This window comes from Chromohalobacter sp. 296-RDG, assembly GCF_029889885.1.
Taxonomy (GTDB): domain Bacteria; phylum Pseudomonadota; class Gammaproteobacteria; order Pseudomonadales; family Halomonadaceae; genus Chromohalobacter.
In genome coordinates, this window is the sequence record NZ_JARANY010000008.1 from 41366 (window position 1) to 65167 (window position 23802).

Below are 23802 nucleotides of genomic sequence, written 5' to 3' on the forward strand. Positions count from 1 at the left end.
GTATGCTCGTCATCGTCACCGACAGCACAACAACGAGACACTATGCCCGTATTCTCTCTCCCAGCCGGGAGCGCACTCGGTCGGTATACCCTCGGGCTGGCGGCATTGAGCCTGCTGGCACTGACAGGCGCAAAGGCACAGGAAGACACCGACCGCACGCAGGTCATCGCCGTGAAGGCCTCCACCGCCAGGTGGAGCGACCCTCTGGAAGCACTGGGCACGCTGCGTGCCGACGAAAGCGTGACGCTTTCCGCGACCGTGACCGAGGCCGTGGCCGAAATCAATTTCGATGACGCCCAACGCGTCGCCGAGGGCGAGTTACTGATTCGCCTCGACGATAGTGCGGTACAGGCCGAACTGCGCGCCGCCCGCGCATTGCGTCAAGAACGCGAGAATGCCGTGCGGCGCGCCCGACAACTGCAGGACCGCAATGTCGGTACCCGCGCCGACTTTGAGGATGCCCGGGCTCAACTCGCCCAGGCCGACGCCCAGATCGACGAGATACAAACACGCCTCGCCGATCACCGCTTGCGCGCGCCGTTCGACGGCACCGTCGGCCAGCGCAATCTCAGCGTCGGTGCACTGGTCACACCCGGCACCGAGCTGGTCACGCTCGACAAGCTCGATTACATGAAGCTCGACTTCACTGTCCCCGCGACGGCGCTCGACATGCTCGCACCAGGGCTGCCGATCAGCGCCACCACGCCCAGCTATCCCACACGTACCTTTCATGGCGAAGTGACCAGCATCGGCACGCGTATCGACCCTGTCTCGCGCAGCGTCAGTGTACGCGCGCGCCTGCCCAATCCCGAGCGCACGCTGCGCCCCGGCATGCTGATGGTGGTCACGCTGGAACGCAATTCACGCCAGACACTGGTGGTGCCGGAGTCCGTCCTCGTGCCCAGCGGCGAGCGCCAATACGTCATGCGTATCATCCGTGATAAGGACAACCGCATCCAACGCCATCAGGTGGAGATCGGCAAACGCCACGTCGGTAGCGTCGAAATCCTCGACGGCCTCGCACCGGGCGACTGGGTCGTCAGCCACGGCACGAATAAGGTACGCGATGGCGATCACGTGGATGTCCTGGCGCTCGACGATGGCAGCCGCACGATCAGCGAGATTCTCAAGGCCGCGCGTGACGTCGAAGTACGCGGCGAGCAAGAACGTGACGGAGAAGATGGCTGATGCGTCTTTCCGATACCGCCATTCAGCGTCCGGTGCTGGCAACCGTCTTCGCCCTGTTGTTGATCGCCTTCGGCATCCTCGCGCTCGAACGCTTGCCGGTGCAGGAATACCCCGCCATCGACCCACCGGTGGTCAGCGTCGAAACGAACTATCCCGGCGCGTCGGCGAATATCGTGGAAACTCGCATCACCCAGGTGATCGAAGACCGCATCGCCGGTATCGAAGGCATCGATCTCATCGAGTCGACCAGCAGCGATGGCGAATCCGAGATCGACATCACCTTCAGCCTCGACCGTGATATCGAAGCGGCGGCCAACGACATTCGCGACCGGGTTTCCGGGGTCAGCGACAACCTGCCCGAGGAAGCCGATCCCCCCGAAGTGGAAAAGTCCGATAGCAGCGACGACGTCATCATGTGGCTGAGCCTCACGGCAGAAGGCTACTCGGTTCCCGAACTGACCGATTACGCTAATCGCTACCTGGTCGACCGCTTCTCCACGCAAACCGGCGTCTCGCGCGTGCGCGTCGGCGGCGGCAAGGAATACGCCATGCGCGTGTGGCTGAAGCGCAACGCGCTGGCCGCCCGCGACCTGACCGTCAGTGATGTGGAAGGCGCATTGCGCGCCGAAAACGTCGAACTCCCGGCGGGCTTTCTAGAGTCCGACTCACGCCAATTCACTCTGCGACTGCCGCGCAGCTTCGAGACCGCCAGCGACTTCCGCGACCTGGTCATCGACCAGGGCAATGACGGCTACCTCACGCGACTGAGCGACGTGGCACGTGTCGAAGTGGGCTCGGTGGAGGAACGTTCTCTGTTTCGCGGCAACGGCGTACCCATGGTCGGCCTGGGCGTCATGAAGCAATCCACCGCCAACATTCTCGAGGTCTCCCAAGGCATCAAGGCAGAGATGGAACGCCTGAAATCGACCCTGCCGGATGGCATGCAACTGCGCCTCAACTTCGATTCCTCGGTATTCGTCTCCGGCGCCCTGAAGGAAGTCGTCGCCACGCTGTTCATCGCCATGGGCCTGGTCGTCATCGTGATTTTCCTGTTTCTAGGCAATGTGCGGACCACACTGGTGCCCGCGGTCACCGTGCCGATCTCGATCATCGGTACCTTCATCGCCCTGAACGCCTTCGGCTTTACACTGAACCTGCTCACGCTGCTTGCCCTGGTGCTGGCCATAGGTTTGGTCGTCGACGACGCCATCGTGGTACTCGAAAACGTCCATCGCCGCATGCAGCTCTATGGTGAAACACCGTTGGTAGCCGCCTTTCATGGCACCCGCCAGATCGGCTTCGCGGTCATCGCTACCACCCTGGTGTTGATCGCGGTGTTCGTGCCGTTGAGCTTTCTGCGTGGCGACATCGGTCGATTGTTTTCCGAATTCGCGTTGACCCTGGCCGCCGCCGTGGCGATCTCCTGCCTGCTGGCGCTGTCGTTGGCCCCCATGATGTGCTCCAAGATCCTCGACCCGCGTATGCACGAAAGCCGCATCAGCCATGCCGTACATACCTTGCTCGACGCCACCCAGCGCCTCTATCGCTACGTACTCTTCACTTTGTTACGCGTGCGCTGGCTATGCCTGGTCGTGTTCGTCGCACTGCTCGGCGCCACGGCCTGGCTGTTCACCGAGCTACCCAACGAGTACACCCCGAAGGAAGATCGTGGCAATTTCTTCATCCTCGTCAACGGCCCCGAAGGCGCCACCTTCGACTACATGCAGGACTATATGGACGAGATAGAGGCGCGCCTGCTGCCACTGGTCGACGAAGGCGAGATCCGCAACATCTCGGTGCGCGCACCGCGCGGCTACGGCAATATCGAGAACTTCAACGACGGCATGGTAATTGTCAGTCTCGCTGATTGGGGTGAGCGGCGCTCGGCCTGGGACATCATGGCCGACGTGCGACAGCGACTCGCGGGCCTCCCCGGCGTCGAGGCCGCCCCGGTGATGCGACAAGGCTTCGGCGGGCGCATTCAGAAACCGGTGCAATTCGTGATCGGCGGCGGTACCTACGAATCGCTGGTCACCTGGCGCGACCGACTGTTCGAGCGCATCCGCGAGGATGATTCAGGACTCACCGCCGTGGAGAGCGACTACAAGGAAACCCAGCCCCAACTGCGCATCGAGATCGACTACCAGCGCGCCGCCGCCCTCGGCGTGACCGTCAATACCATCGGCCGCACCCTGCAAACGTTACTCGGTGGGCGCAGTGTGACCAGCTACGTGGATGACGGCGAGGAATACGACGTGATGCTCGAAGGCGAGCGCGACACACAGCGCAGTCCCAGCGCACTGGACAACATCCAGGTGCGCTCCGAACGCAGCGGCGAGTTGATTCCGCTGGCGAGTCTGGTCACTCTCAGCAACTATGCCGACGCCAGCGAGCTCAATCGCTTCAATCGCGTCCGCGCGATCACCCTGGAAGCCAATCTCGAGGACGGCACTTCCATGGGCGAGGCGCTGGGATATCTCAACGCCATCGCCGACGAGGAACTGCCCGCCGACGCCATGATCGACTACAAGGGCCCATCGCGGGACTATCAGGAATCCAGTGGCGCTACCGCCTTCCTGATGCTCATGGGTCTGCTGGTGGTCTTTCTGGTACTCGCAGCGCAGTTCGAGAGCTTCGTGCATCCGCTGGTCATCATGCTGACGGTGCCCCTGGCGATAAGCGGCGCTCTGCTCGGCCTGTGGCTGACCGGTCAGTCGCTGAATATCTACAGCCAGGTAGGCATGGTGATGCTGGTCGGGCTGGCCGCCAAGAATGGCATCCTCATTGTCGAGTTCGCCAATCAGCTCCGCGACGAAGGGCGCGCCTTCCGCGACGCCCTGATCGATGCCTCGGTGACGCGCCTACGCCCGATCCTGATGACCGCAGTGACTACCATGGCCGGCGCCGTGCCGTTGATTCTCGCCAGCGGCCCTGGCGCTGAAACACGCCTGGTCATCGGCACGGTCATCTTCAGTGGCGTGGCCGCTGCCACATTGTTCACGCTACTGGTGGTGCCCGTCGCCTACGATATCCTGGCCCGGCATACCGGCTCGCCCAGCGATGTCAGACGTCGTCTGACGCGCGAGATGGAAGGAGCGTCGTGATAAGAGGAACGTCGTGATAAAAAAGCGCCGCCGACAACATCGGCGGCATAACCAGCAGACAACGGTAAAATTCGGACGCGGCGGGTAAATAAAAACCCCGGCCGTCCTGGCCGGGAGTTTGCACGGCGTGTCCTTTGCCGCACTTTTATATTAGAGCCTGGGCAAAAATTTGCCTGTCAGATATTACTGACACGACTTGTGCGCTAAACGCACCGCGTGGGACGCCTCGTCATCAGGCGAATTCCTCAGTATCGATATCCGCCTGCTGCGCATCGCTGTAGCGTCCGCCACGCACTTGATCGGGCGTCATCATCGCGCCCAACTTTTCGAGCGAGGCAGCATCCAATCGCAACGTCTCCGCTGCCAGGTTCTCACGCATGTGCGCGACATTACGCGTGCCTGGAATGGGCACGATATCGCTCCCCTGCGCCTTTGCCCACGCCAGCGCCAACTGTCCTGGCGTTATCTCCAGCTCATCGGCCAGCGCAGTGAAATCCGCCAACAGACGCTGATTGTGCGGGTAGTACTCGTCACTGAAACGGGGCATGCCACGGCGCATGTCGTTTTCTTCCAGACGCGTCGGATCCGGCACTGCATCCGCCAGAAAGCCCCGGCCCAGCGGGCTGAACGCCACTAGCGTGGTACCCCGTTCGCGACATGCCTCGAGCAAGGCGATCTCGGGGTTACGCGTCCATAGCGAATATTCCGACTGCACCGCCGCCACCGGATACTCGGCATGAGCACGGCGCAGCGTCTCGGCAGAGATCTCAGACAGGCCCACCGCACGCAGCTTGCCCTCCTCGACCAACCGCCCCAATGCCCCGACACTCTCCTCGATGGGCACCTGGCGATCCATACGATGCAGGTAATAGAGATCCAGCCGGTCGGTTCGCAGGCGCTGCAAGCTCGCCTCGCACTGGCGACGCAGCGTCTCGGGGCGCCCATCGATCACCTTACGGCCCAGCGCCGGATCGATCGCCATGCCACACTTGCTAGCCAGCAGCACCTGATCGCGCCGCCCCTCGAGCGCCTTGCCCACCAGCGACTCATTCGCCGTCGCGCCATAAAGCGTCGCAGTATCGAAATGGCGATAGCCCATCTCGAATGCCGCCTGCAACGCCCGCACGCCCTCGGCATCCGGCACCGGCGTCCCGTAGCCATGGGACAGGTTCATGCAGCCAAGTCCGACGCTCGGCGACGCAACCTCTGCAAGAAGAGACAATACGTTCGGCATGGGAGAATCCTTGTAAAACGGGTAAAAGACTGAGTAGCAGCCTGGATGACAGACACACAGCTTAGCAATATAACGTCGGACAGGGCTTCGTTATTCTTCGAACTCAGGACGCAAAGCGCCGGACGACCCCACCTTCTGAAGCGCAGAACCTAAGAAAACTACTGGACTCAACCCCTCGGCAAAAGAAGCAGGATTTTCCCTCGAGAAGCCGCCCTCGAACACTTGCGAGGCTTTGGTCAAATAGTCATACAACGCCAATTCGCGTAAGGTGCTAATGGCTATCATGCTATTTAATTCTCGCAGACTCTCATTTCATCTTCACGAGGCGCTTCGTGACCGACCCTGCCACTTCGACATCTAACTCCGCCGAACAAACCACTTCTGCACGTGCAGTGCCAGCGCTATGGATGCTGGTACTCATCACGCTGGCCGGCACATTGGCCATGCATATCTTCGTGCCGTCGCTACCTGTCGCCGGTGAAGCCTTGCACGCTGACAACGCCCAGATGCAGTTGACGATCAGTCTCTACATTCTAGGGCTGGCGCTCGGCCAGCTCTTCTACGGGCCGCTTTCCGATGCGCTAGGTAGAAGACCCGCGCTGATGCTGGGCATGTTGATCTATAGCGTCGCTGGCATCATCGCCTGGCAGGCTCAGAGCGTCGAAACGCTGATAACGGCCCGGTTCTTTCAAGCATTCGGCGGATGCGCAGGCCTGGCTTTAGGGCGCGCCATGATCCGCGATACTGCCGCCCCGGACCGCGCCGTACAACGGCTAGCGGTGCTCAATCTGGTGGTGGCCATCGGCCCAGCGTTGGCGCCGCTGATCGGGAGCATGCTAACCATCACGCTGGGCTGGCGTAGTGTACTCCTGGCGCTGTGTCTGATGGGGATCGGTAACCTGCTATTCGTATGGCGATTGATGCCGGAAACTGCACAAGCTACAGGTCGCGTTAACCTGCCCGGTCTAGCCCATGAGTATCACACCTTGATTCGCTCTCCCGCTTTCATCGGCTATGCAATAGGAGGCGGCTGCGCCACCACGGCCATGTTTGCCTTTGTGGCCTCGGCGCCATTCATCTTCGTCGAACAACTGGGAAAGCCAGCGAGTCACGTGGCGTATTATCTCTCGCTGCTGATTCTGAGTATCTCGTTGGGCAATTTCATCACTAACCGCACCACTCATCGTGTCGGGCTGTCTCGACTGATGCTGTCGGCGAGCCTGCTGAGCCTGGCCGGAGGCATTTCGATGCTGGTCATAGTGTTCGCCGGCTGGGCATCCGTCATTACCCTCGAAGCTTCGATGCTACTTTTCACGCTGGGCGTGGGCATGACCGGACCGACGGCACTGACACTGGCCGTCAGCATCAACCCCAAGGTCGTGGGCTCGGCCGCTGGCCTCTACGGGTTTGCCCAGATGGGTATCGGTGCTCTGTGTACCGCGCTCGCCGGGCTGGGTGACAATCCGGCTCAGGCAGCGGCCATGGTGCTGGCCACAGCTGCCATTATCGGGCAGATAGCGCTGAGAGCCGCATTGCGTTTCGATCGCCAAGCAAAGAGTTGAGTCACGAACAGTGTAGGGAGACACAAGGGCTATTCATGGTATGAGAGCAGACCAGTGAAAAAACTTTAAAATCTCTATCACTCCTGTGAGTCAAGCCCTCCCCGGGCTTCTTCACCGTCACAGGAGATATGATATGCCCCACCCTACAGGCATTATCACTCACAGCACCGCATCAATCTCGAGACGGCAGGCAAGATGGCTACAGTGAATCCAAGGTTTGGTGGCAAAATCCCAGCGTTATGGAGCTTTTCGGTACTTGAATATCGACACTGTTTCGTGACTGCTGCTACAACGGGAGAGATTAAAAAAGGAACATGGACTGGAGATCGGTCTACTGGCTAACGCCTGTCCTGACACGCACCCGCCAACGACAAAAGTGATAGATCGAATGGATGCTCTAATATCGCTCGCTCCGCCCATCGCCGCCGTCGTGCTGGCCCTGCTTACCCGCCGGGTCAACATCTCGCTCTTCTTGAGCATTTTGCTGGGCGCCTGGATCGTCGCAGGCAACCCGATTGCCGCCGTCGGCCAGACGTTCGACTGGTTCGCGGAGGTGATGACCGATGAATGGAACGCGCGATTCCTCGTCCTTGTCTCCTTGCTCGGCGCTGGTGCTGCCTTCATGCATACCACCGGTGGTTCCCAGGCCTTGGCCAAGTGGCTTGCCGGCAAGGTTTCCTCCTCGAGAGGTTCTCTCCTTCTCACCTGGCTGCTGGGTGTCGTGATCTTTTTCAACGACTACGTCAATTCGGTCATCGTGGGGAATGCCTCGCGCGATCTGACGGCCAGGCACAACGTCTCGAGGGAAAAGCTGGCCTGGACCATCGACGCAACGTCCGCGCCGATGGCGACCCTAGGTCCCGTCTCCGACTGGATCGGTTACCAGGTCTCGCTCATCGCTGGCGCGTTCGCCGTGCTCAGCTTGACTAGCGAACAACCCTACTGGACCTTTCTGCAATCGATTCCCTGGAATTTTTACGCCCTGCTTTGCCTCGCCTCGGTGCCCATGATCCTCATCATGGGCGACTTTGGCCCCATGAAGCGCGCCGAGCATCGCGCGCAAAAAACCGGCGAACTCGTCGCCCCCGGCGACAACCCGCTATCTAGCGTCGAAGAAGACCTGGGGGATGTACCCGAAGGCCGGGGGCGCGTCTGGAATTTCTTGATCCCGCTTGTGGTACTCATCGGCGTCGCTTGCTGGGCACTCTGGTACACAGGCGGCGGCAGCGAAGGCAAGCCGCTGATGGAGGCGATCGCGGATACCGATGTCAGTGTCTCACTCAGTTGGGCCGCTTTCGCGATGGTCGTCGTCGGGATCGTCATGGCGCTGCTTCAGCGCCAATCGCTGGAGGCCTGCGAAAACACCTTGCTGGCTGGCTTCAAGACCATGCTGCCGGCACTGGTCATCATGGTGTTGGCCTGGTCGATCGGCACCGTCACCGGCGCGCTCGAAACCGGGGATCATGTCATAGCAGCAACGGAGAGCTGGCTATCGCCGACGCTATTGCCGATCCTCATTTTCGCCATCGCCATGGTAATATCCTTCTCGACCGGCAGTTCCTGGGGTGCCATGGCGATTCTGACGCCGATCGGTGTCCCCCTGGCATACAACATCGGCGACATGACGCTCGTGAGCATGGCGATCGGCGCCATCTTCTCCGGCTCGATCTTCGGCGATCACTGCTCTCCCATCTCGGACACGACCGTGATGGCCTCGATCTTCTCCGGCTCCGACCACGTTGCACACGTCAAGACCCAGATCCCCTATGCGCTCGTTCCGGCTTCCGTGAGCGCACTGCTCTACCTGGGGACGATCATCATCGCGTCTCCCTATATCTTGTTGGCTATAGGCCTGGTCCTCCAGGCCGTGGTCATCAAGTTCTTGGCCTCGAGACGCACCTAACGCGAGCGGGCCGCCCCTGGGCCGGCCCGCCAGGCAGGCATGACGTCGATATCAAGAGCCTGATAGACTCGATTATATCGTTGCGTGACACAGGCCATTGCGTGATGCTTTGGTCTATAAACCTGTACGTCGCGCTGTAAGGTATGGCGACGACCCACATCGCACCATCGATCCGTGAAAAGCGTTGCCGGCAAGGTGGGCGAGGCGCAATACCCTCCCGCTAATTTCCGCGCGCACACAAACACAACAAGACGCTTACGAGGAACACTTCCTTGATTCGAATCGACAACGTCTCCAAGGCGTTCGGCGGCCTGCAGGCCGTGCGGGGCGTTTCCTTCGAGGTGACGCAGGGCAGTATCACCGGGCTGATCGGCCCCAACGGGGCCGGCAAGAGTACTCTGTTCAATATCGTCGCCGGACTCTTTCCCCCTTCCAGCGGCCGCGTACTGCTCGACGGCCAGGACATCACCGGCCTGCCGCCGCACACGCTATTTCACCGTGGCGTGGTACGCACGTTTCAGATCCCCCATGAATTTTCGCGCATGACGGTGCGCGAAAATCTGATGGTGGTGCCGCCCGGCCAGAGCGGCGAGAACCTGTTCAAGACCTGGCTGCGCTGGGGCAAGGTCAAACAACAGGACAGTGAGGTGCTGGACCGCGTCGACGACGTACTCAAGTTTCTCGAGATCACCCACGTCGCCGACGAGCTGGCAGGCAATCTGTCGGGCGGTCAGAAGAAGCTTCTCGATCTGGGCCGCACGATGATGACCGACGCCAAGGTGGTACTTCTCGACGAACCCGGTGCCGGCGTCAACCGCACCCTGCTCGGCAAGATTCGCGAGGCGATCCTGCGCCTCAACCGCGAACGCGGCTACACCTTCTGCGTCATCGAGCACGACATGGATCTGATCTCGGCACTCTGCGAGCCGGTTCACGTGATGGCCAATGCCGAGCTTATCGCCTCCGGCTCGATGGAGGTGCTGCGCCAGGACGAGGAGGTCCGCGAAGCCTACCTCGGCGGCGGTGCCAGCGGCCGGATGGGCGAAACGACCAGCAAGCCTGCAACGGATCAAGGAGAGCCCTCATGAGCAGTCTGCTCGCAGCCAAGGGCCTCTACGGCGGCTATGGCAGTGCCGACATCCTCCAGGGCACCAATCTGCGCGTGGAGACCGACGAAATCGTGGTCATCGTCGGCCCCAACGGCGCCGGCAAGTCCACCGCCATGAAAGCGGTGTTCGGCCTGCTGCGCATCCGCGCAGGCGAAGTCCGCTACCGCGGCGAGACCATCACTAATGCCAAGCCCGAACAAATGGTACGCCGCGGTATCGCCTATGTCCCCCAGGAGAAGAACGTCTTTCCGTCGCTTACCGTGCGCGAGAATCTCGAGATGGGCGCCTACCTGATGAAAGGCGATCTGTCCAAACGTCTCGACAAGGTCTATACGCTGTTCCCCAAACTCGCCGAGCGGCGCCGCCAGCAAGCAGGGCTGATGTCCGGCGGCGAACGCCAGATGGTCGCCATGGGCCGCGCGCTGATGATCGACCCGCAGCTTTTGATGCTCGACGAACCCACCGCCGGCCTCTCGCCGCTGCTGATCGACGAGACCTTCGAACGCATCAAGGAGATCAATGCCCAGGGCATCGGTGTGCTGATGGTCGAACAGAATGCCAAACAGGCACTGTCCATCGCCAGCCGAGGCTACGTGCTGGCCACCGGTAGTAACCGCCACGAAGACACCGGTCCCAACCTGTTGGCCAACCCGGAAGTCGCCGAAATGTTCCTGGGAGGCTGAACCATGATCGATATCCTGCAACTGCTCGTCTACGGCCTGGTGCTGGGCAGTGTCCTGACCATGGGCGCGATCGGCGTGTCGATGATCTTCGGCATCCTGCGCTTCGCACATTTCGCGCATGGCGATTTCATGACCCTCGGCGCCTATCTGGGGCTGGCATTCATATCGGCGTTCGGGCTGAGTGCATGGTGGGCGCTGCCCGCGGCAATGGTCGGCATGGCCGTGGTCGCGGTATTCATCGACCAGGTGCTCTACCGGCGCATTCGCCGTACCCAGCCGGTCATCTTGCTGATCGCCTCGTTCGGCATGGCGTTGATCCTGCGCAGCCTGGTACAGCTGATCTGGGGGTCCGACAACCAGACCTACACCTCGGGCATCCAGTTTCCGTGGCAGCTCGACTGGCTGGGCGGACTGCGGCTCAAGCCCGATCATCTGTGGATCATGCTGATCTCGCTGGGCCTGGTCGCCAGCGTGCATCTGTTCCTCACACGTACTCGGCTGGGCAAGGCAATGCGCGCGATGTCCGACAACATGGATCTGGCGCTGATTTCGGGCATCCCCGCCGAGCGCGTCATCGTGGTCACCTGGGTGATCGGCGGCGCACTGGCGGCTGCGGCCGGCGTGTTCCTGGGCATCGACACACGCCTGCACCCAATGATGGGCTGGACCACGCTACTACCGGTGTTCGCAGCGGCGATTCTCGGCGGCATCGGCCGACCCTACGGCGCCATCGCCGGCGGCATGATCATCGGTGTGTCGATGGAGATGTCGACGCTGCTGATTCCCGCCGCCTATAAACCCGCCGTGGCCTTCGCGATCATGGTCGGCATGTTGATCTTACGTCCACAGGGCATCTTCAAGGGGACCGTATGATGGAACTCACAAATATCGCCTCATACCTGACCTCGTTTCTGACCTTCGCTGGTGTCTACGCTGTACTTGCGCTGGGCCTCAACATGCAGTGGGGATTTACCGGCCAGTTCAATATCGGTATCGCCGGCTTCTTTGCAGTCGGCGCTTATACCAGCGCGATCCTCACCACGCCGTCGAGCCCCGCCTACCTAGGCGGCTTCGGCATGCCGTTTCTGGTCGGCCTGCTCGGCGCCATCATCGCCTCGACCGTGCTCGGCTTGATCGTCGGTCTTATCACCGCGCGGCTGCGTACCGACTACCTGGCCATCGCCTCGATCGGCATCGCCGAAATGGTTCGCCTGTTCGTCAAGAACGAGGATTGGCTAACCAACGGCGTACGCGGTATCGCCGGTATCGACCGACCTCTGGCCGGCACCGTACTGGACAGTGGGTTCGCCTATTTGGTGATCGTAGCGCTATTCGTCGCCGGGGTATATTTCCTGGTCGAGCGCGCCTACGCCTCGCCCTGGGGTCGTGTGCTACGCGCCATTCGCGAGAACGAGCCAGCCACCGCGGCGGCGGGTAAATCCATCGCCGGCTTCCGGTTGCAGGCGTTCGTTCTGGGTTCAGCGATCATGGGGCTGGGCGGCGGGCTCTATGCCCACTTCTTTGGCTTCTTGAGTCCTGAGGCGTTCATGCCGCTCTACGGCACCTTCCTGGTCTGGGTGATGCTGATCGCCGGCGGCAGCGGCAACAACCGCGGCGCGATCCTCGGTGCCATCGTAGTGTGGGGCGTATGGTCGGGTACTGACCTGCTGACCGGATTGCTACCCTCCGAGCACGCCACTCAGGCTGCGGCTCTGCGCGTCCTATTGATCGGAGTACTATTGCAGGTGATTCTGGTGCTGCGCCCCGAGGGTATCCTGCCCGAGAAGCCGCCCAAGTTGATCGCCAGAAAGCGCTGAATACCAGCGCGCCGGCGACGCGCTACCGGATTTTGCTCTGTAACGACTGCTCTGTAACGACAACGCCCGGCATAGGCCGGGCGTTGCATGAGTACTGCTGGAAAGACCGTCACGTCACCGACCGCTTAACGAGCGATCACATCTTGGGTTCGAAAATCCTGTTGGTAACCACTTCGCCATCTTTGAAGGTCCACTCGCCGAAGGTCCCCGGTACGTCGCCGTTGTCGTCGAAGTTGACCGAACCGGCAGCGCCCTCGTAATCGATCTCCTGGCCTTCCTCGAGCAAGTTGACGGCTTTCTCGAACTCACCCGGACCGACCTGCTCGCCCGGCGGATTGGCAACCGCGCGCAGCTGATCGCGAATCGCCACGCTGTCGGTGGAGCCAGCCGCCTGAGCCGCCAGCGACAACAGATAGAAGGCGTCGTAAGCGGTATCCAGATAAGGCTTGGGCGGTAGCGAGCCGTATTCGCTCTCGTAGGCGCTGTTGAAGTGCTGCGCCCCCGGCGAGTCGTCACGGGCCTGCGGCACCGTGCCCACCGAACCCTCGAGGTATTGCGCGCCCAGGTTGTCGACCAGCTCGGGAGCCTTCATGCCGTCGGTGAACACGAAGTTCTTGAAGAACCCGCCTTCCAACGACTGACGCAGGATGGTCTGGCCATTCTCCGGATAGCCGACCAGTACCAGCGCCTCCGCATCGTCGCTGGCCGCCTGCTGCAGTTCACCGCGATAGGCCGCCTGGCCCTGCTCGTAGGCTACCGTCGCAGAAACGGTACCGCCCGCTTTTTCGAAAGCGCCGGTGAAGGCATCGGCAAGCCCTTTGCCATAGTCGTTGTTGATATAGATGATGCTTACGTTGTCGTAGCCTTTCTCTTTAGTCACCTCAGAGAGCGCTACGCCCTGAAAGGCATCCGACGGCACGGTACGAAAGAGAAAGTCATCGTCGTCCAGCGAAGTGATCACCGGCGAGGTCGAGGCACTGCTGATCTGCGGTATCTGCTCGGTCTTGGAGACGCTTTGTGCCACAGGAATAGTGACACCGCTTGAAAGCGCGCCGAAGATCGCATCGACACCTTCGATATTAACCAGCTTCTGAGCCGCAGCGACACCTGGCTGCGGTGAGGTCTGGGTGTCGCCACTGCTGAGCGCAACATCTTCGCCGAGCACGCCGCCAGCGGCATTGATCTCCTTGGCGGCAAGTTGCGCTGCCTTGAGCGCGGGTTCGCCATAGCTTTGCAAATCGCCGGTCAGCGGCACCAGCACACCGATCTTGAGCGGTTCGGCAAAAGCGGAAATGCTGGTGGCCAAGGCCACGGCGGAAATGGCACCGATAAGCGGTTTCTTGACGGTCATTGCAGAGGACTCCTTTTGCAGACCTTGATTGTTCATTGTTCGGCGGGTATGACCCTGCATGTTGCTATCAACCCGACGTCCAGCATAAGCGGATCGCTGACATTAGACAAAGCACCGAGAAGAGAGAACATCGATGAGGAAATCCGAACCCAAAGATGAGAAAATGAAACATTATCGTTAATAAGAGCTTGCGCCATGTTGAGTGACTCACCCAGCCACTACGGCAGCATCACGCGATGCCTGCACTGGCTCATCGCGATTCTGGTCATCCTTCAACTGACCAGCGTGTTCTTCAATATCCTGTGGGAGGGGAACGTCTACAGTCAGGGTGTCGTGCAGTGGCATACGACCATTGGCGTCGGCATTCTCGCCTTGATGGCCATACGTACGCTATGGGCCATCTCGCAACTCAGGTACCGGCCAGAGCACCGTGGCGCACTGCAAAAGGCGGCGATATGGGGTCACGCGCTGATGTATCTGGTGCTGTTGCTAATGCCGCTGTCGGGTATGGCATCCACTTGGGGATCGGGCTACGGCATCTCTGTATTCGATACGGCGTATTGGACCGACGCCGATGTGCCCTGGGCCGCCGCATTCGGCCAAATCCATGTGCCTCTTTCCTGGTTCCTCTCCACGCTGGTGACCGGACATATCGTCATGGCGGGTTATCACCGGTTGATTAGGCGCGACGACACGCTACACCGGATGATCGGGCGCTAAACGTTCACGGTATCGTACCGTTCTATTCTCCCCTGACGGACCACCTCCCTGCCGATGCCAAATCAGCGGCCGTGCTTGGCCATCCAAATAAAAGCAAGGAAATAGCCAAAACGAGGCTCTTATTTGACTTTGGTCTTTTGGTAAGGGCAGGAAAAGTCGAGTAGTGTAAGATTGCTTATACACCAAAAACTAAACGCAGGGAGGCATCATGGACTTTAGCGAAAAGCTGTACGGCATTGCACGTCGTGGTGAGGAACAGGTCGAACACATCAAGAACGAGGAAGCGACCAAGACGGCTTTAGTGCTTCCCTTCATCAGCTCGCTTGGGTATGACCCCTTTGACACCCGAGAGGTAGTGCCAGAATTCACAGCAGATGTAGGCACCAAGAAGGGTGAAAAGGTAGATTACGCCATCCGCGCAGATGGCAACATTTCGATTCTCATGGAATGTAAGCCCTTAGGCACCAACCTCGCCAACGTTCAGTACAACCAACTCTACCGCTACTTTGCTTGCACGGATGCCAAATTCGCCATCTTGACGAACGGCTTTGAGTACCGTTTCTATTCTGATCTGGACTCCGAGAACAAGCTGGACACCCGCCCCTTTTTCACTTTCAACTTGGAAGACTTTAACGAACAGGATATCGACGAGCTTCAGAAATTCACCAAGCCCAATTTTGATGTTGATGCCATTCTGAGTACGGCCAACCGGCTCAAGTACACCAACCTTGCCAAACAGGCCATTGGTGAAGTTTTCCGAGACACCCCGGAAGAATTCGTCAAGTTCGTAGTGGGCAAGATCTACGAGGGCCGCCAGACACGGCAAGTGGTCGAAGAATTCACGCCGATAATCAAGGAAGCGGGCAAGCTCTATATCAAAGAGCAAGTCGCCCAACGACTACGTGGCGCTCTGGCCAGCAACGATACTGATGCGCCCCACCCTACCTCGACTCCCGAAAGTGCATCGCAAGAGCCCGAGCCTGATGATGATGGGATCATTACCACCCAAGAAGAGATCGACGCCTATAATATTGTTCGATCACTGCTCGCAGAACAGGTCGATGTCAGCCGTATCGCCATGCGCGATGCGAAGTCCTACTGCGCAGTGCTCCTCGACGACAACAACCGCAAGCCCATCTGCCGCTTTCACTTCAACGCGAAGTCCGTCAAACGGGTGGGCTTCTTCAGCGACAAACAAGAAAGCCGCATCGAGATAGACTCCGTCAGCGACCTCTTTCAGTACAAGGACCAACTGAAAAAGACTGTGAGCGAATATCTCGAATAAAAGGCCCATAGCCTTTCCAAAAGTCAGGCACAAAAAAGCCGCTGATGGCTCAGCGGCTTTTTAAATTCTGGCGGAGGGGGAGGGATTCGAACCCTCGAAGCCTTTCGACTTACACGCTTTCCAGGCGCGCTCCTTCGACCACTCGGACACCCCTCCGCAAATTGTCGTTCCGCCGAATGGCGTCGGCCTTGTCCGTCAGAACGGCGCACATACTATCGAGCTAAGTGCTGTTTTGCAAGCGATTTTCCGTCTCGGCGGGGAATCACTTGAGTACCGCGTAGCGGCCTTGAGCTTCCATGCAGAGGGTGTCACCACAGTAGACACGCTGTACGAGCTTGATCCGCCCTCGCCCCTTCTCGGTGAGCGCGGTATCAAGCCTGGCAATGCCGTCGGCTTCGAGGGGAAAGCACTGCATATAGTAGTCAGTCGTCACGGGGGCGAGAAATCGTTGCTGGCCTTCGGCGATCACCACGTCTTGCACCCTGCCCCGGGTACGTAGCCATAGTGTGGTCCAGCACCAGCCAAGCAAGGTGGTTTCGCCGGCAAGCGCGCCGCCGAAGCCGGTGCCTTTATCGTTGAGGTTGTCAGCCAGCGCTACCCGCCAACTGAGTGTTGAATCATTCCAGGCGGGCTGTTGGATGCCGTAATGCGCGACTTGGGGAATCGCCTCGCGCAACCAGGCGAAAAAAGTTTCGAGGTCTTCCCCGTCGCTTGCCTCAGGCAACGGCAAGCGGGGATGCATTACCCCCGGCTGACGCACTGTCTCGCTCACGACCAACGCTCGACGAACTCTTCGGGATCGCGCTCGGGCAGTGGCTTGTGGCGTCCACCCATCTGGCCGAGGTACAGAAAGCCGACCAGTTCGTCGTCATCGGCGAGACCGAGGCCTTCACGTACGGTGGGATCGAAGGCGTAGTGGCCGGTGCGCCACATGGCGCCCAGGCCTTGCGCCTGCGCGGCAAGCAGGATGCCATACGCCGCACAGCCTGCGGAAAGCACCTGTTCGATACGCGGCACCTTGGGGTGATCGGGCATGACCTTGGCGATCACCGCGATCAACAACGGCGCACGTTTGGGCTTCTTGCGCGCGGCGTCGAGATGTCCGTCGTCGATGTGCGGATTGAGACGCTGCTCGGCCTTGGCGTAAAGCTCGCCCAGCCGGTCGAGTCCTTCACCGGAGAATTCGATGAACCGCCAAGGCGTCAAGGTGTCATGGTCGGGCGCTCGCAAGGCGGCGCGATACAGTGCGTCCAGTTGATCGCGATCAGGGGCAGGCGCGGCCAGTTTTCCCATCGAGCTGCGCTCGTGCAGTAAGGTCATGGCATCCATGAGCATCTCCTTGGCCGTCTGAATAGGGTAATAATGTGCGGTCGAAGCCGCCTGTGTTCAATGCATGGCGTCGGGTTGCATGCTCACTGACGAGCCAGTCGGAGTGGCAAGGGCGGCCGCTCGCCGGGCGTACCCCGCCAGGGGCTGATATCCAGCCCACCGCGCCTCACGTAGCGCGCCATGACCAGCAGTCGTTCCGGGTTGGCCCGCGCCATCAGATCGACGAACAGGTGCTCGACGCAGTGCTCGTGAAAGTCCTGATGCTGTCGATAGGAGATCAAATACTTGAGCAAGGCCTGGCGCTCCAGCCTGGGGCCACGATACCGAATCAGCACGCTTCCCCAGTCGGGCTGGCCCGTCACCGGGCAGTTGGACTTGAGCAAATGCGAGTGCAGCGTTTCTTCGACGATCTCTTCGCCCGCTTCGATCAGATCAGGCGTCGGCGTGTAGTGCTCGATGCTCACGTCGAGATCGTCCAGGCACTCGCCGGGCAGCGCACGCGGGATCAGCGCCTCGTCTTCGACGCCGAACAAGGCCACCGAGACCGGCGCGCCCGCCGCCTGCGCCAGGTCACGCTCGAGCGTGTCGGCCACCGCCGCGCGACTGTCAAAACGTGTCTGGTTGAAGCTGTTGAGATACAGCTTCCAGGACTTCGATTCGATCAGCGAGGGCGAATCGGCGGGCAGTCGAAACCGGGCCACGGCGACATGCGGCTTGCCCTTTGCATCCAACCAGGACAGCTCGAAGGCGTGCCATTCATCCGCGCCCTCGAACGGCAGCGCGGCATCATCGAGCCCCAGCGGCGTACGATTAGCCTGCCGGGGAATCGGAAACAGAAAGCCGGCATCGTAGTGCTCGGGATACGCGGACTCACGCCCCAGCGGTGCATGCTCGAGAGTATCGGCGCATTCGCTCATGTCAGCTACGAATCCCCTTGCCGCGATCGAGCATCCATAGACCCGCCATGAAAAACACGACGATGAACACGGCGATGGCCACCAGCGCCCCGCCAACCGGAATGTCCGAGACACCGAGAATGCCGTAACGGAAGGCGTTCACCATGTACAGGATGGGGTTGATCATCGACACGCCTTGCCAGAAATTCGGCAGCATGTGGATCGAATAGAACACCCCGCCCAGATACGTCAGCGGCGTCAGCACGAAGATCGGCACGATCGATATGTCGTCGAACTTGTTTGCCACCAGCGCATTGATGAAGCCGCCGATGGAGAACAGCAACGCCGTCATGATCACCACGGCGATCGTCACTAGGGGATGGTGGATCGAGAGGTCGGTGAAGAACATTGACACCACGGTGACGATCAAGCCCACCGCTAGACCGCGCGAAGCCCCGCCGACCACGAAACCGGAGAGGATCACCCAGTTGGGCATCGGCGAGACCATCATCTCCTCGACACTGCGCTGGAACTTGTTGGAGAAGAAGCTCGAGGCCACGTTGGAATAGCTGTTGGTGATCACCGCCATCATGATCAGCCCGGGGACGATGTAATCGATGTAGTCGATATCGTCCATGGGCCCGATGCGCGAGCCGATCAGGTTGCCGAAGATGATGAAGTACATGGTCATGGTGATCGACGGCGGCAGCAGCGTCTGCGGCCAGATACGCATGTAGCGGCGCACTTCCTTGGTCACCAGCGTCCACAAGGCGATCCATGTCTGCCAGGCATTCATGAGCGCACCTCCACCTTGTCGGTGGATCGGCCGCTTTCGGCATTGGCATGTTCGACCATCGACACGAACATCTCCTCCAGACGGTTGGCACGGTTGCGCATCGAGACGATTTCGAAGCCCTGCGCGGAGAGTTGCGCGAAGGCGTCGTTGAGCCGCTGCCCACGCGCGACGGAAAGCGCCAGTTGCGTGGCATCGACACGCTCCACGCTGAAGCCTTCAAGCGTCGGCGCAGTCTCGACCGGATGCGCCAGATCGAGCAGGAAGGTCTCGGTATTGAGCTGGGCCAGCAGGTCACGCACGCTGGTGTTCTGGACGATATCGCCATGATTGATGATGGCGATGTTACGGCACAGGCTCTCGGCCTCTTCCAGATAGTGCGTGGTGAGGATGATGGTGGTGCCTTCACGATTGATGCGCTTCATGAATTCCCACATGCTGCGACGCAGCTCGATATCCACTCCGGCGGTCGGCTCATCGAGAATTAGCAGCCGAGGGCGATGAATCAACGCGCGCGCGATCATCAGACGGCGCTTCATGCCGCCAGAAAGCATGCGCGCGCTGCCCTTGCGCTTGTCCCACAGGCCAAGATCACGCAGCAACTGCTCGGCACGGGGCTTGGCCTCGCGCATCGGCATGCCGTAATAACCCGCCTGGGTCAGGACGATGTCCTCGACCTTCTCGAACTGATTGAAGTTGAATTCCTGCGGCACTACGCCGAGGTGATACTTGGCCTTGGCGAAGTCGCGGTCGATATCGATACCGAACACGCGCACGCTACCACCGGTCTTCTGCACCAGGGACGACACGACCCCTAGCGTGGAGGACTTGCCCGCCCCGTTAGGGCCAAGCAAGGCAAAAAAGTCGCCTTCGGCGACATCGAGATCGATGCCCTTGAGGGCATGGAAGCCATTACCGTAGACCTTGGTCAGCCCGCGGATGGACAGTGCTGGTTCTGCCATCTGGCGCACCCAAATTCTTGATATTCGAAAAAACCTTGCAAAGACAGCAGACAATGCGGGCACATCGAGAAAAATCAATGTCTCGAACGATGCACTGAGTGGCAAGGCAGATTATAAAAACACGAAGTGGTGTCCCATAGGGGGTTTGAACCCCTGTTACTGCCGTGAAAGGGCAGTGTCCTGGACCACTAGACGAATGGGACGTATCGAGATAGGAGGAGTGATGCTTGGCTACCAAAATTTGGAGCGGGAAAGGAGATTCGAACTCCCGACCCTCGCCTTGGCAAGGCGATGCTCTACCGCTGAGCTATTCCCGCATCACAAACACTACTGATGCTACAACCACAAGCTGGAAGTGGCGTCCCATAGGGGGTTTGAACCCCTGTTACTGCCGTGAAAGGGCAGTGTCCTGGACCACTAGACGAATGGGACGCATTTTGGAGCGGAAGGAGATTCGACTGGGCTGGCACACCAGCTCCCGACCCTCGCTTACCATTTAGCTACTACCAAAATTTGGAGCGGAAAAGGAGATTCGAACTCCCGACCCTCGCCTTGGCAAGGCGATGCTCTACCGCTGAGCTATTTCCGCATTTCCAGCCACACGAGGTGAGTTGGCGTCCCATAGGGGGTTCGAACCCCTGTTACTGCCGTGAAAGGGCAGTGTCCTAGGCCACTAGACGAATGGGACGTGTCATCACTCGCCTCGTCGAGGTGCGGCGTATATTACTGGGCACCCCCAAAGGTGTCAACCCTCTGTCATGACGCCCTTTTCTCATGGTCACTTTACCCCCATATTATTGACTAAGTAGCGCCCGCTGCCGACATGGCTCACACCGTCTTTCGCATCATTCAAGGGCCTTGGCATGGCGTATCACAGCACCCGCAACGCAGGAGGCGACAATGAGCGAGAAAACGCACAAAAGCGAGCAAGAGTGGCGGCAGCAGTTAACGTCCGAGCAGTATCGCGTGACGCGCGAGAAAGGCACCGAGCGTCCTTTCACCGGCGATCATCAGGTCTCATCCGTACAAGGCATTTATCACTGCATCTGTTGCGGCGCTCCACTCTTCGAGAATGAGCACAAGTTCGATTCCGGATGCGGCTGGCCGAGCTTCGACCGTCCGCTCGCGGATGCCGGCGTAGAAGAACACTTGGACACATCCCACGGCATGCGTCGCGTCGAGGTCACGTGCCGACGCTGCGACGCACACCTGGGGCATGTGTTCCCCGACGGCCCGCAGGAGACCACCGGGCAGCGTTATTGCATCAATTCGGTATCGCTCGACTTTCACCCCGGCGAGTAATTCATCTGGAGAGCCTTTTATCCAGGTCACCCTTCATCTGAAAAGAGATTCGTCACGGCCGCCGCTCTGCTAAGGGTCTTCGCTCTGCTACCATAAGCGGCCGTTTGTTCGAGCTGGAGTAAAGACGATGCTGGGTTGGTATCCCGGACACATGCACAAAGCCCGCCGTCAGATCACGGAGGCGCTACCGGAAATAGACGTGGTACTCGAAGTCCTCGATGCCCGCCTGCCCTACTCCAGCGCCAATCCCATGCTGGCCGAGTTGACCGAGCACAAACCGGTGCTCAAGGTGCTCTCGCGTGCCGATCTCGCCGACCCCGAGCAGACCGAGCGCTGGGTGGAACACTTCAACGCCCAGCCCGATATCCGCGCGCTGGCGGTGACCACGACCCAATCGCGTGAATTGAAGCGCATCTCCGCGCTGTGCCACGAGCTCGCCGGCCATGTGCGCACCGACCGCGACGTGCGGGTGATGGTGATGGGCATTCCCAATGTCGGCAAGTCAACGCTGATCAACGGCCTGGCCGGCAAGAAGCTCGCCAAGACCGGTAACGAACCGGCGGTCACCAAGCGCCAGCAAAAAATTCGCCTGGAGGGGGGCGTCGCGCTGATCGATACGCCTGGTGTTCTATGGCCGAAGATCGAGGATCAGGCCAGTGCCTATCGCCTGGCAGCCAGCGGCGCGATCCGCGATACCGCGATGGAGTACAGCGATGTCGCCATCGTTGCCGCCGCCGAACTGGCCAAACGCTATCCGGAGGCGCTCAAGGCACGCTACAAGCTCAAAACGTTGCCCGCTTACACGCCCAACCCGGAAGCTGATAGCGTTGAGGCCGATGGACCACCGCACCGCGACCTGCTCGCTCTCACCGGTTTCGATGGTCAAGCCATCGTTGAGGCCATCGCCGGCAAGCGGGGCGGCTTACGCGCCGGCGGCGTCGTCGACATGCACCGCGGCGCCGAAGTGCTGCTGCACGAGCTACGCGATGGCAAGCTCGGGCGCCTGACGCTGGAGACGCCGGACGACATCCCTGCGCACGAGGAAAGCGATCCCTCACTGGACGAGTCACCCTCCACGGCCTAAACAACCAGGCTTTTACTCTTCTACTTCAATCGCCTATTCCGATGCGGGCCATTTGCGTGGCTCGCGCGCCACGGTATGCTAGGCAGCGGCGCGGCAGCCCGCCCCGACCGGTACGGAAACACCGCCTCCACCCCACCGGCTGCGCAGCAAACGGAAGCCCCATGGATACCGACACGCCCATTCGGAAATCGCACAAGCTCGACAACGTCTGTTACGACATTCGCGGCCCGGTACTCGACCACGCCAAGCGGCTCGAAGACGAAGGTCAGCGCATCCTCAAGCTCAACATCGGCAACCCCGCATCCTTCGGTTTCGAAGCCCCCGAAGAGATTCTTCAGGATGTAATGCGCAACCTGCCGACGGCCCAAGGCTACTGCGATTCCAAGGGGCTTTATTCGGCGCGCAAGGCGATCATGCAGGAATGTCAGCGCAAGAGCATTCCCGACGTCAGCGTCGAAGATGTGTTCGTCGGTAACGGCGTCTCCGAATTGATCGCCATGGCCATGCAAGCGCTGCTCGATGACGGTGACGAGGTGTTGATTCCCGCGCCCGACTATCCACTGTGGACGGCATCGGCCAACCTATCCGGCGGGAAACCGGTTCACTACTTATGTGACGAGCAGGCCGACTGGGCGCCGGACTTGAACGATGTACGCGACAAGATCACCGCGCGCACCAAAGCGATCGTCATTATCAACCCCAACAACCCCACCGGCGCCGTCTATCCGCCGGAAGTGGTCAAGGAGTTGCTGGCCATCGCACGGCGTAACGGCCTGGTAGTATTCTCCGACGAAATCTACGACAAGATCCTCTACGACGACGTCGAGCATGTTTCCACCGGCGCACTGGCCGACGACGACCAGCTCGTGGTGACGCTCAATGGACTGTCCAAGAGCTATCGCTGCGCCGGATTTCGCAGCGGCTGGATGATTCTCTCCGGGAATCGCGGCAAGCAGCGCGCCGATGACTTCATTCAGGGGCTCAACATGCTGGCCTCGATGCGCCTGTGCGCAAACGTGCCCGCCCAGCACGCCATCCAGACGGCGCTCGGCGGCTATCAGTCAATCAACGATCTGGTTCTGCCCGGTGGGCGTCTGCTCGCCCAGCGCGACATCACCTATGACAAGCTCAACGCCATTCCCGGCGTCAGTTGCGTCAAGCCCAAGGGGGCGCTGTACGCTTTCCCGCGCCTCGACCCCGAGGTCTTCAACATTCAGGACGACCAGAAGCTAGTGCTCGATTTGCTCTTGCAGGAAAAAATCCTGCTGGTCCAGGGCACGGCCTTCAACTGGCCGACCCCCGATCATGTGCGCATCGTCACCCTGCCCTGGGCCGATCAGCTCGACGATGCCCTCGACCGCTTCGCCAACTTCTTGTCACGCTACCGGCAATGACACGCTACCGCCAATGACCCACTCCTCGCCCGAGCCGTGCCCGGCTCGGGCGGGAATCATCGCACTTTCAACGATTCTCGACATTT

General features: G+C 60.2%; 20 protein-coding genes and 6 tRNA genes. 13 read left to right on the forward strand and 13 right to left on the reverse strand.

Translation table 11 applies throughout. The annotated features are described in order from the left end of the window. Positions 1-42 precede the first annotated feature (42 nt). Together OP495_RS05210 and OP495_RS05215 are read left to right on the forward strand one after the other, a co-directional pair. Positions 43-1188, forward strand: a complete 1146-nt coding sequence (locus tag OP495_RS05210; RefSeq protein WP_280567668.1) for an efflux RND transporter periplasmic adaptor subunit — start codon at positions 43-45, stop codon at positions 1186-1188. Further along, positions 1188-4292, forward strand: coding sequence for an efflux RND transporter permease subunit (locus OP495_RS05215; RefSeq protein WP_280567670.1), 3105 nt, complete (start codon positions 1188-1190; stop codon positions 4290-4292). Before OP495_RS05210 ends, OP495_RS05215 begins: the two co-directional genes overlap by 1 nt. Before the next feature lie 232 nt (positions 4293-4524). Here OP495_RS05215 and OP495_RS05220 read toward each other — a convergent pair whose 3' ends face one another. Further along, the gene (locus OP495_RS05220) at positions 4525-5526 is read right to left on the reverse strand and encodes an aldo/keto reductase (protein WP_280567672.1); all 1002 of its coding nucleotides are present in this window, start codon (positions 5524-5526) and stop codon (positions 4525-4527) included. Positions 5527-5858: 332 nt separating this feature from the next. Between OP495_RS05220 and OP495_RS05225 the strand changes: the two genes are divergently transcribed. From OP495_RS05225 to OP495_RS05250, 6 genes are all read left to right on the forward strand, one after another. Continuing rightward, positions 5859-7088 (forward strand): multidrug effflux MFS transporter, encoded by a 1230-nt coding sequence (locus tag OP495_RS05225; protein ID WP_280567674.1) that lies wholly within the window; start codon positions 5859-5861, stop codon positions 7086-7088. 388 nt (positions 7089-7476) lie between these two features. Beyond that, positions 7477-8991 carry a Na+/H+ antiporter NhaC family protein gene (locus OP495_RS05230; protein WP_280567675.1) on the forward strand — a complete coding sequence of 505 codons (1515 nt, stop codon included), beginning with the start codon at positions 7477-7479 and terminating at the stop codon, positions 8989-8991. Between the two features lie 272 nt (positions 8992-9263). Beyond that, the gene (locus tag OP495_RS05235; protein ID WP_280567676.1) at positions 9264-10079 is read left to right on the forward strand and encodes an ABC transporter ATP-binding protein; all 816 of its coding nucleotides are present in this window, start codon (positions 9264-9266) and stop codon (positions 10077-10079) included. Continuing rightward, positions 10076-10783: an ABC transporter ATP-binding protein gene (locus OP495_RS05240; protein WP_280561478.1), complete on the forward strand. Its 708-nt coding sequence runs from the start codon at positions 10076-10078 to the stop codon at positions 10781-10783. Before OP495_RS05235 ends, OP495_RS05240 begins: the two co-directional genes overlap by 4 nt. Before the next feature lie 3 nt (positions 10784-10786). Next, positions 10787-11656, forward strand: coding sequence for a branched-chain amino acid ABC transporter permease (locus tag OP495_RS05245; protein ID WP_280567678.1), 870 nt, complete (start codon positions 10787-10789; stop codon positions 11654-11656). Further along, complete coding sequence (locus OP495_RS05250; RefSeq protein ID WP_280567680.1) at positions 11653-12600, forward strand: branched-chain amino acid ABC transporter permease; 948 nt, start codon at positions 11653-11655, stop codon at positions 12598-12600. The genes OP495_RS05245 and OP495_RS05250 overlap by 4 nt, the downstream gene beginning before the upstream one ends. Positions 12601-12736: 136 nt before the next feature. Here the strand turns inward: OP495_RS05250 and OP495_RS05255 are convergent, their stop codons facing one another. Continuing rightward, complete coding sequence (locus OP495_RS05255) at positions 12737-13951, reverse strand: ABC transporter substrate-binding protein (protein ID WP_280567683.1); 1215 nt, start codon at positions 13949-13951, stop codon at positions 12737-12739. 195 nt (positions 13952-14146) lie between these two features. Here OP495_RS05255 and OP495_RS05260 point away from each other — a divergent pair, with 195 nt between their 5' ends. Together OP495_RS05260 and OP495_RS05265 are read left to right on the forward strand one after the other, a co-directional pair. Then, a complete protein-coding gene (locus OP495_RS05260; protein WP_280567687.1) occupies positions 14147-14671 on the forward strand; it encodes a cytochrome b in 525 nt (174 codons plus the stop codon). A gap of 208 nt (positions 14672-14879) precedes the next feature. Further along, positions 14880-15956 carry a type I restriction endonuclease gene (locus OP495_RS05265; RefSeq protein WP_280561483.1) on the forward strand — a complete coding sequence of 359 codons (1077 nt, stop codon included), beginning with the start codon at positions 14880-14882 and terminating at the stop codon, positions 15954-15956. Between the two features lie 68 nt (positions 15957-16024). Here OP495_RS05265 and OP495_RS05270 read toward each other — a convergent pair. From OP495_RS05270 to OP495_RS05320, 11 genes are all read right to left on the reverse strand, one after another. After that, a tRNA-Ser gene (locus OP495_RS05270) sits at positions 16025-16112 on the reverse strand. A 106-nt stretch (positions 16113-16218) separates the two neighbouring features. After that, entirely contained in the window at positions 16219-16698 is a 480-nt protein-coding gene (locus tag OP495_RS05275; RefSeq protein ID WP_280561884.1) for a YiiD C-terminal domain-containing protein, read from the reverse strand. 26 nt (positions 16699-16724) lie between these two features. Continuing rightward, on the reverse strand, positions 16725-17285 hold the full coding sequence (locus OP495_RS05280) for a nitroreductase family protein (RefSeq protein WP_280561484.1): 561 nt from the start codon (positions 17283-17285) through the stop codon (positions 16725-16727). 83 nt (positions 17286-17368) lie between these two features. Next, on the reverse strand, positions 17369-18202 hold the full coding sequence (gene queF / locus OP495_RS05285) for an NADPH-dependent 7-cyano-7-deazaguanine reductase QueF (RefSeq protein WP_280561485.1): 834 nt from the start codon (positions 18200-18202) through the stop codon (positions 17369-17371). A 1-nt stretch (position 18203) separates the two neighbouring features. Beyond that, on the reverse strand, positions 18204-18977 hold the full coding sequence (locus OP495_RS05290) for an ABC transporter permease (protein ID WP_280561486.1): 774 nt from the start codon (positions 18975-18977) through the stop codon (positions 18204-18206). After that, positions 18974-19936: an ABC transporter ATP-binding protein gene (locus tag OP495_RS05295; protein WP_280561487.1), complete on the reverse strand. Its 963-nt coding sequence runs from the start codon at positions 19934-19936 to the stop codon at positions 18974-18976. The genes OP495_RS05290 and OP495_RS05295 overlap by 4 nt, the downstream gene beginning before the upstream one ends. Before the next feature lie 127 nt (positions 19937-20063). After that, positions 20064-20139 (reverse strand) — tRNA-Glu (locus OP495_RS05300). 39 nt (positions 20140-20178) lie between these two features. Beyond that, positions 20179-20253, reverse strand: a tRNA-Gly gene (locus OP495_RS05305). A 39-nt stretch (positions 20254-20292) separates the two neighbouring features. Continuing rightward, positions 20293-20368: transfer RNA gene (locus OP495_RS05310), tRNA-Glu, on the reverse strand. A gap of 82 nt (positions 20369-20450) precedes the next feature. Next, a tRNA-Gly gene (locus OP495_RS05315) sits at positions 20451-20525 on the reverse strand. Between the two features lie 23 nt (positions 20526-20548). After that, positions 20549-20624, reverse strand: a tRNA-Glu gene (locus OP495_RS05320). 212 nt (positions 20625-20836) lie between these two features. Here OP495_RS05320 and msrB point away from each other — a divergent pair. From msrB to OP495_RS05335, 3 genes are all read left to right on the forward strand, one after another. Continuing rightward, positions 20837-21238 (forward strand): peptide-methionine (R)-S-oxide reductase MsrB, encoded by a 402-nt coding sequence (gene msrB, locus OP495_RS05325; RefSeq protein WP_280561488.1) that lies wholly within the window; start codon positions 20837-20839, stop codon positions 21236-21238. 127 nt (positions 21239-21365) lie between these two features. After that, a complete protein-coding gene (ylqF, locus tag OP495_RS05330; protein ID WP_280561489.1) occupies positions 21366-22322 on the forward strand; it encodes a ribosome biogenesis GTPase YlqF in 957 nt (318 codons plus the stop codon). Between the two features lie 161 nt (positions 22323-22483). After that, complete coding sequence (locus OP495_RS05335) at positions 22484-23716, forward strand: pyridoxal phosphate-dependent aminotransferase (protein ID WP_280561490.1); 1233 nt, start codon at positions 22484-22486, stop codon at positions 23714-23716. The last annotated feature ends 86 nt before the right edge of the window (positions 23717-23802 follow it).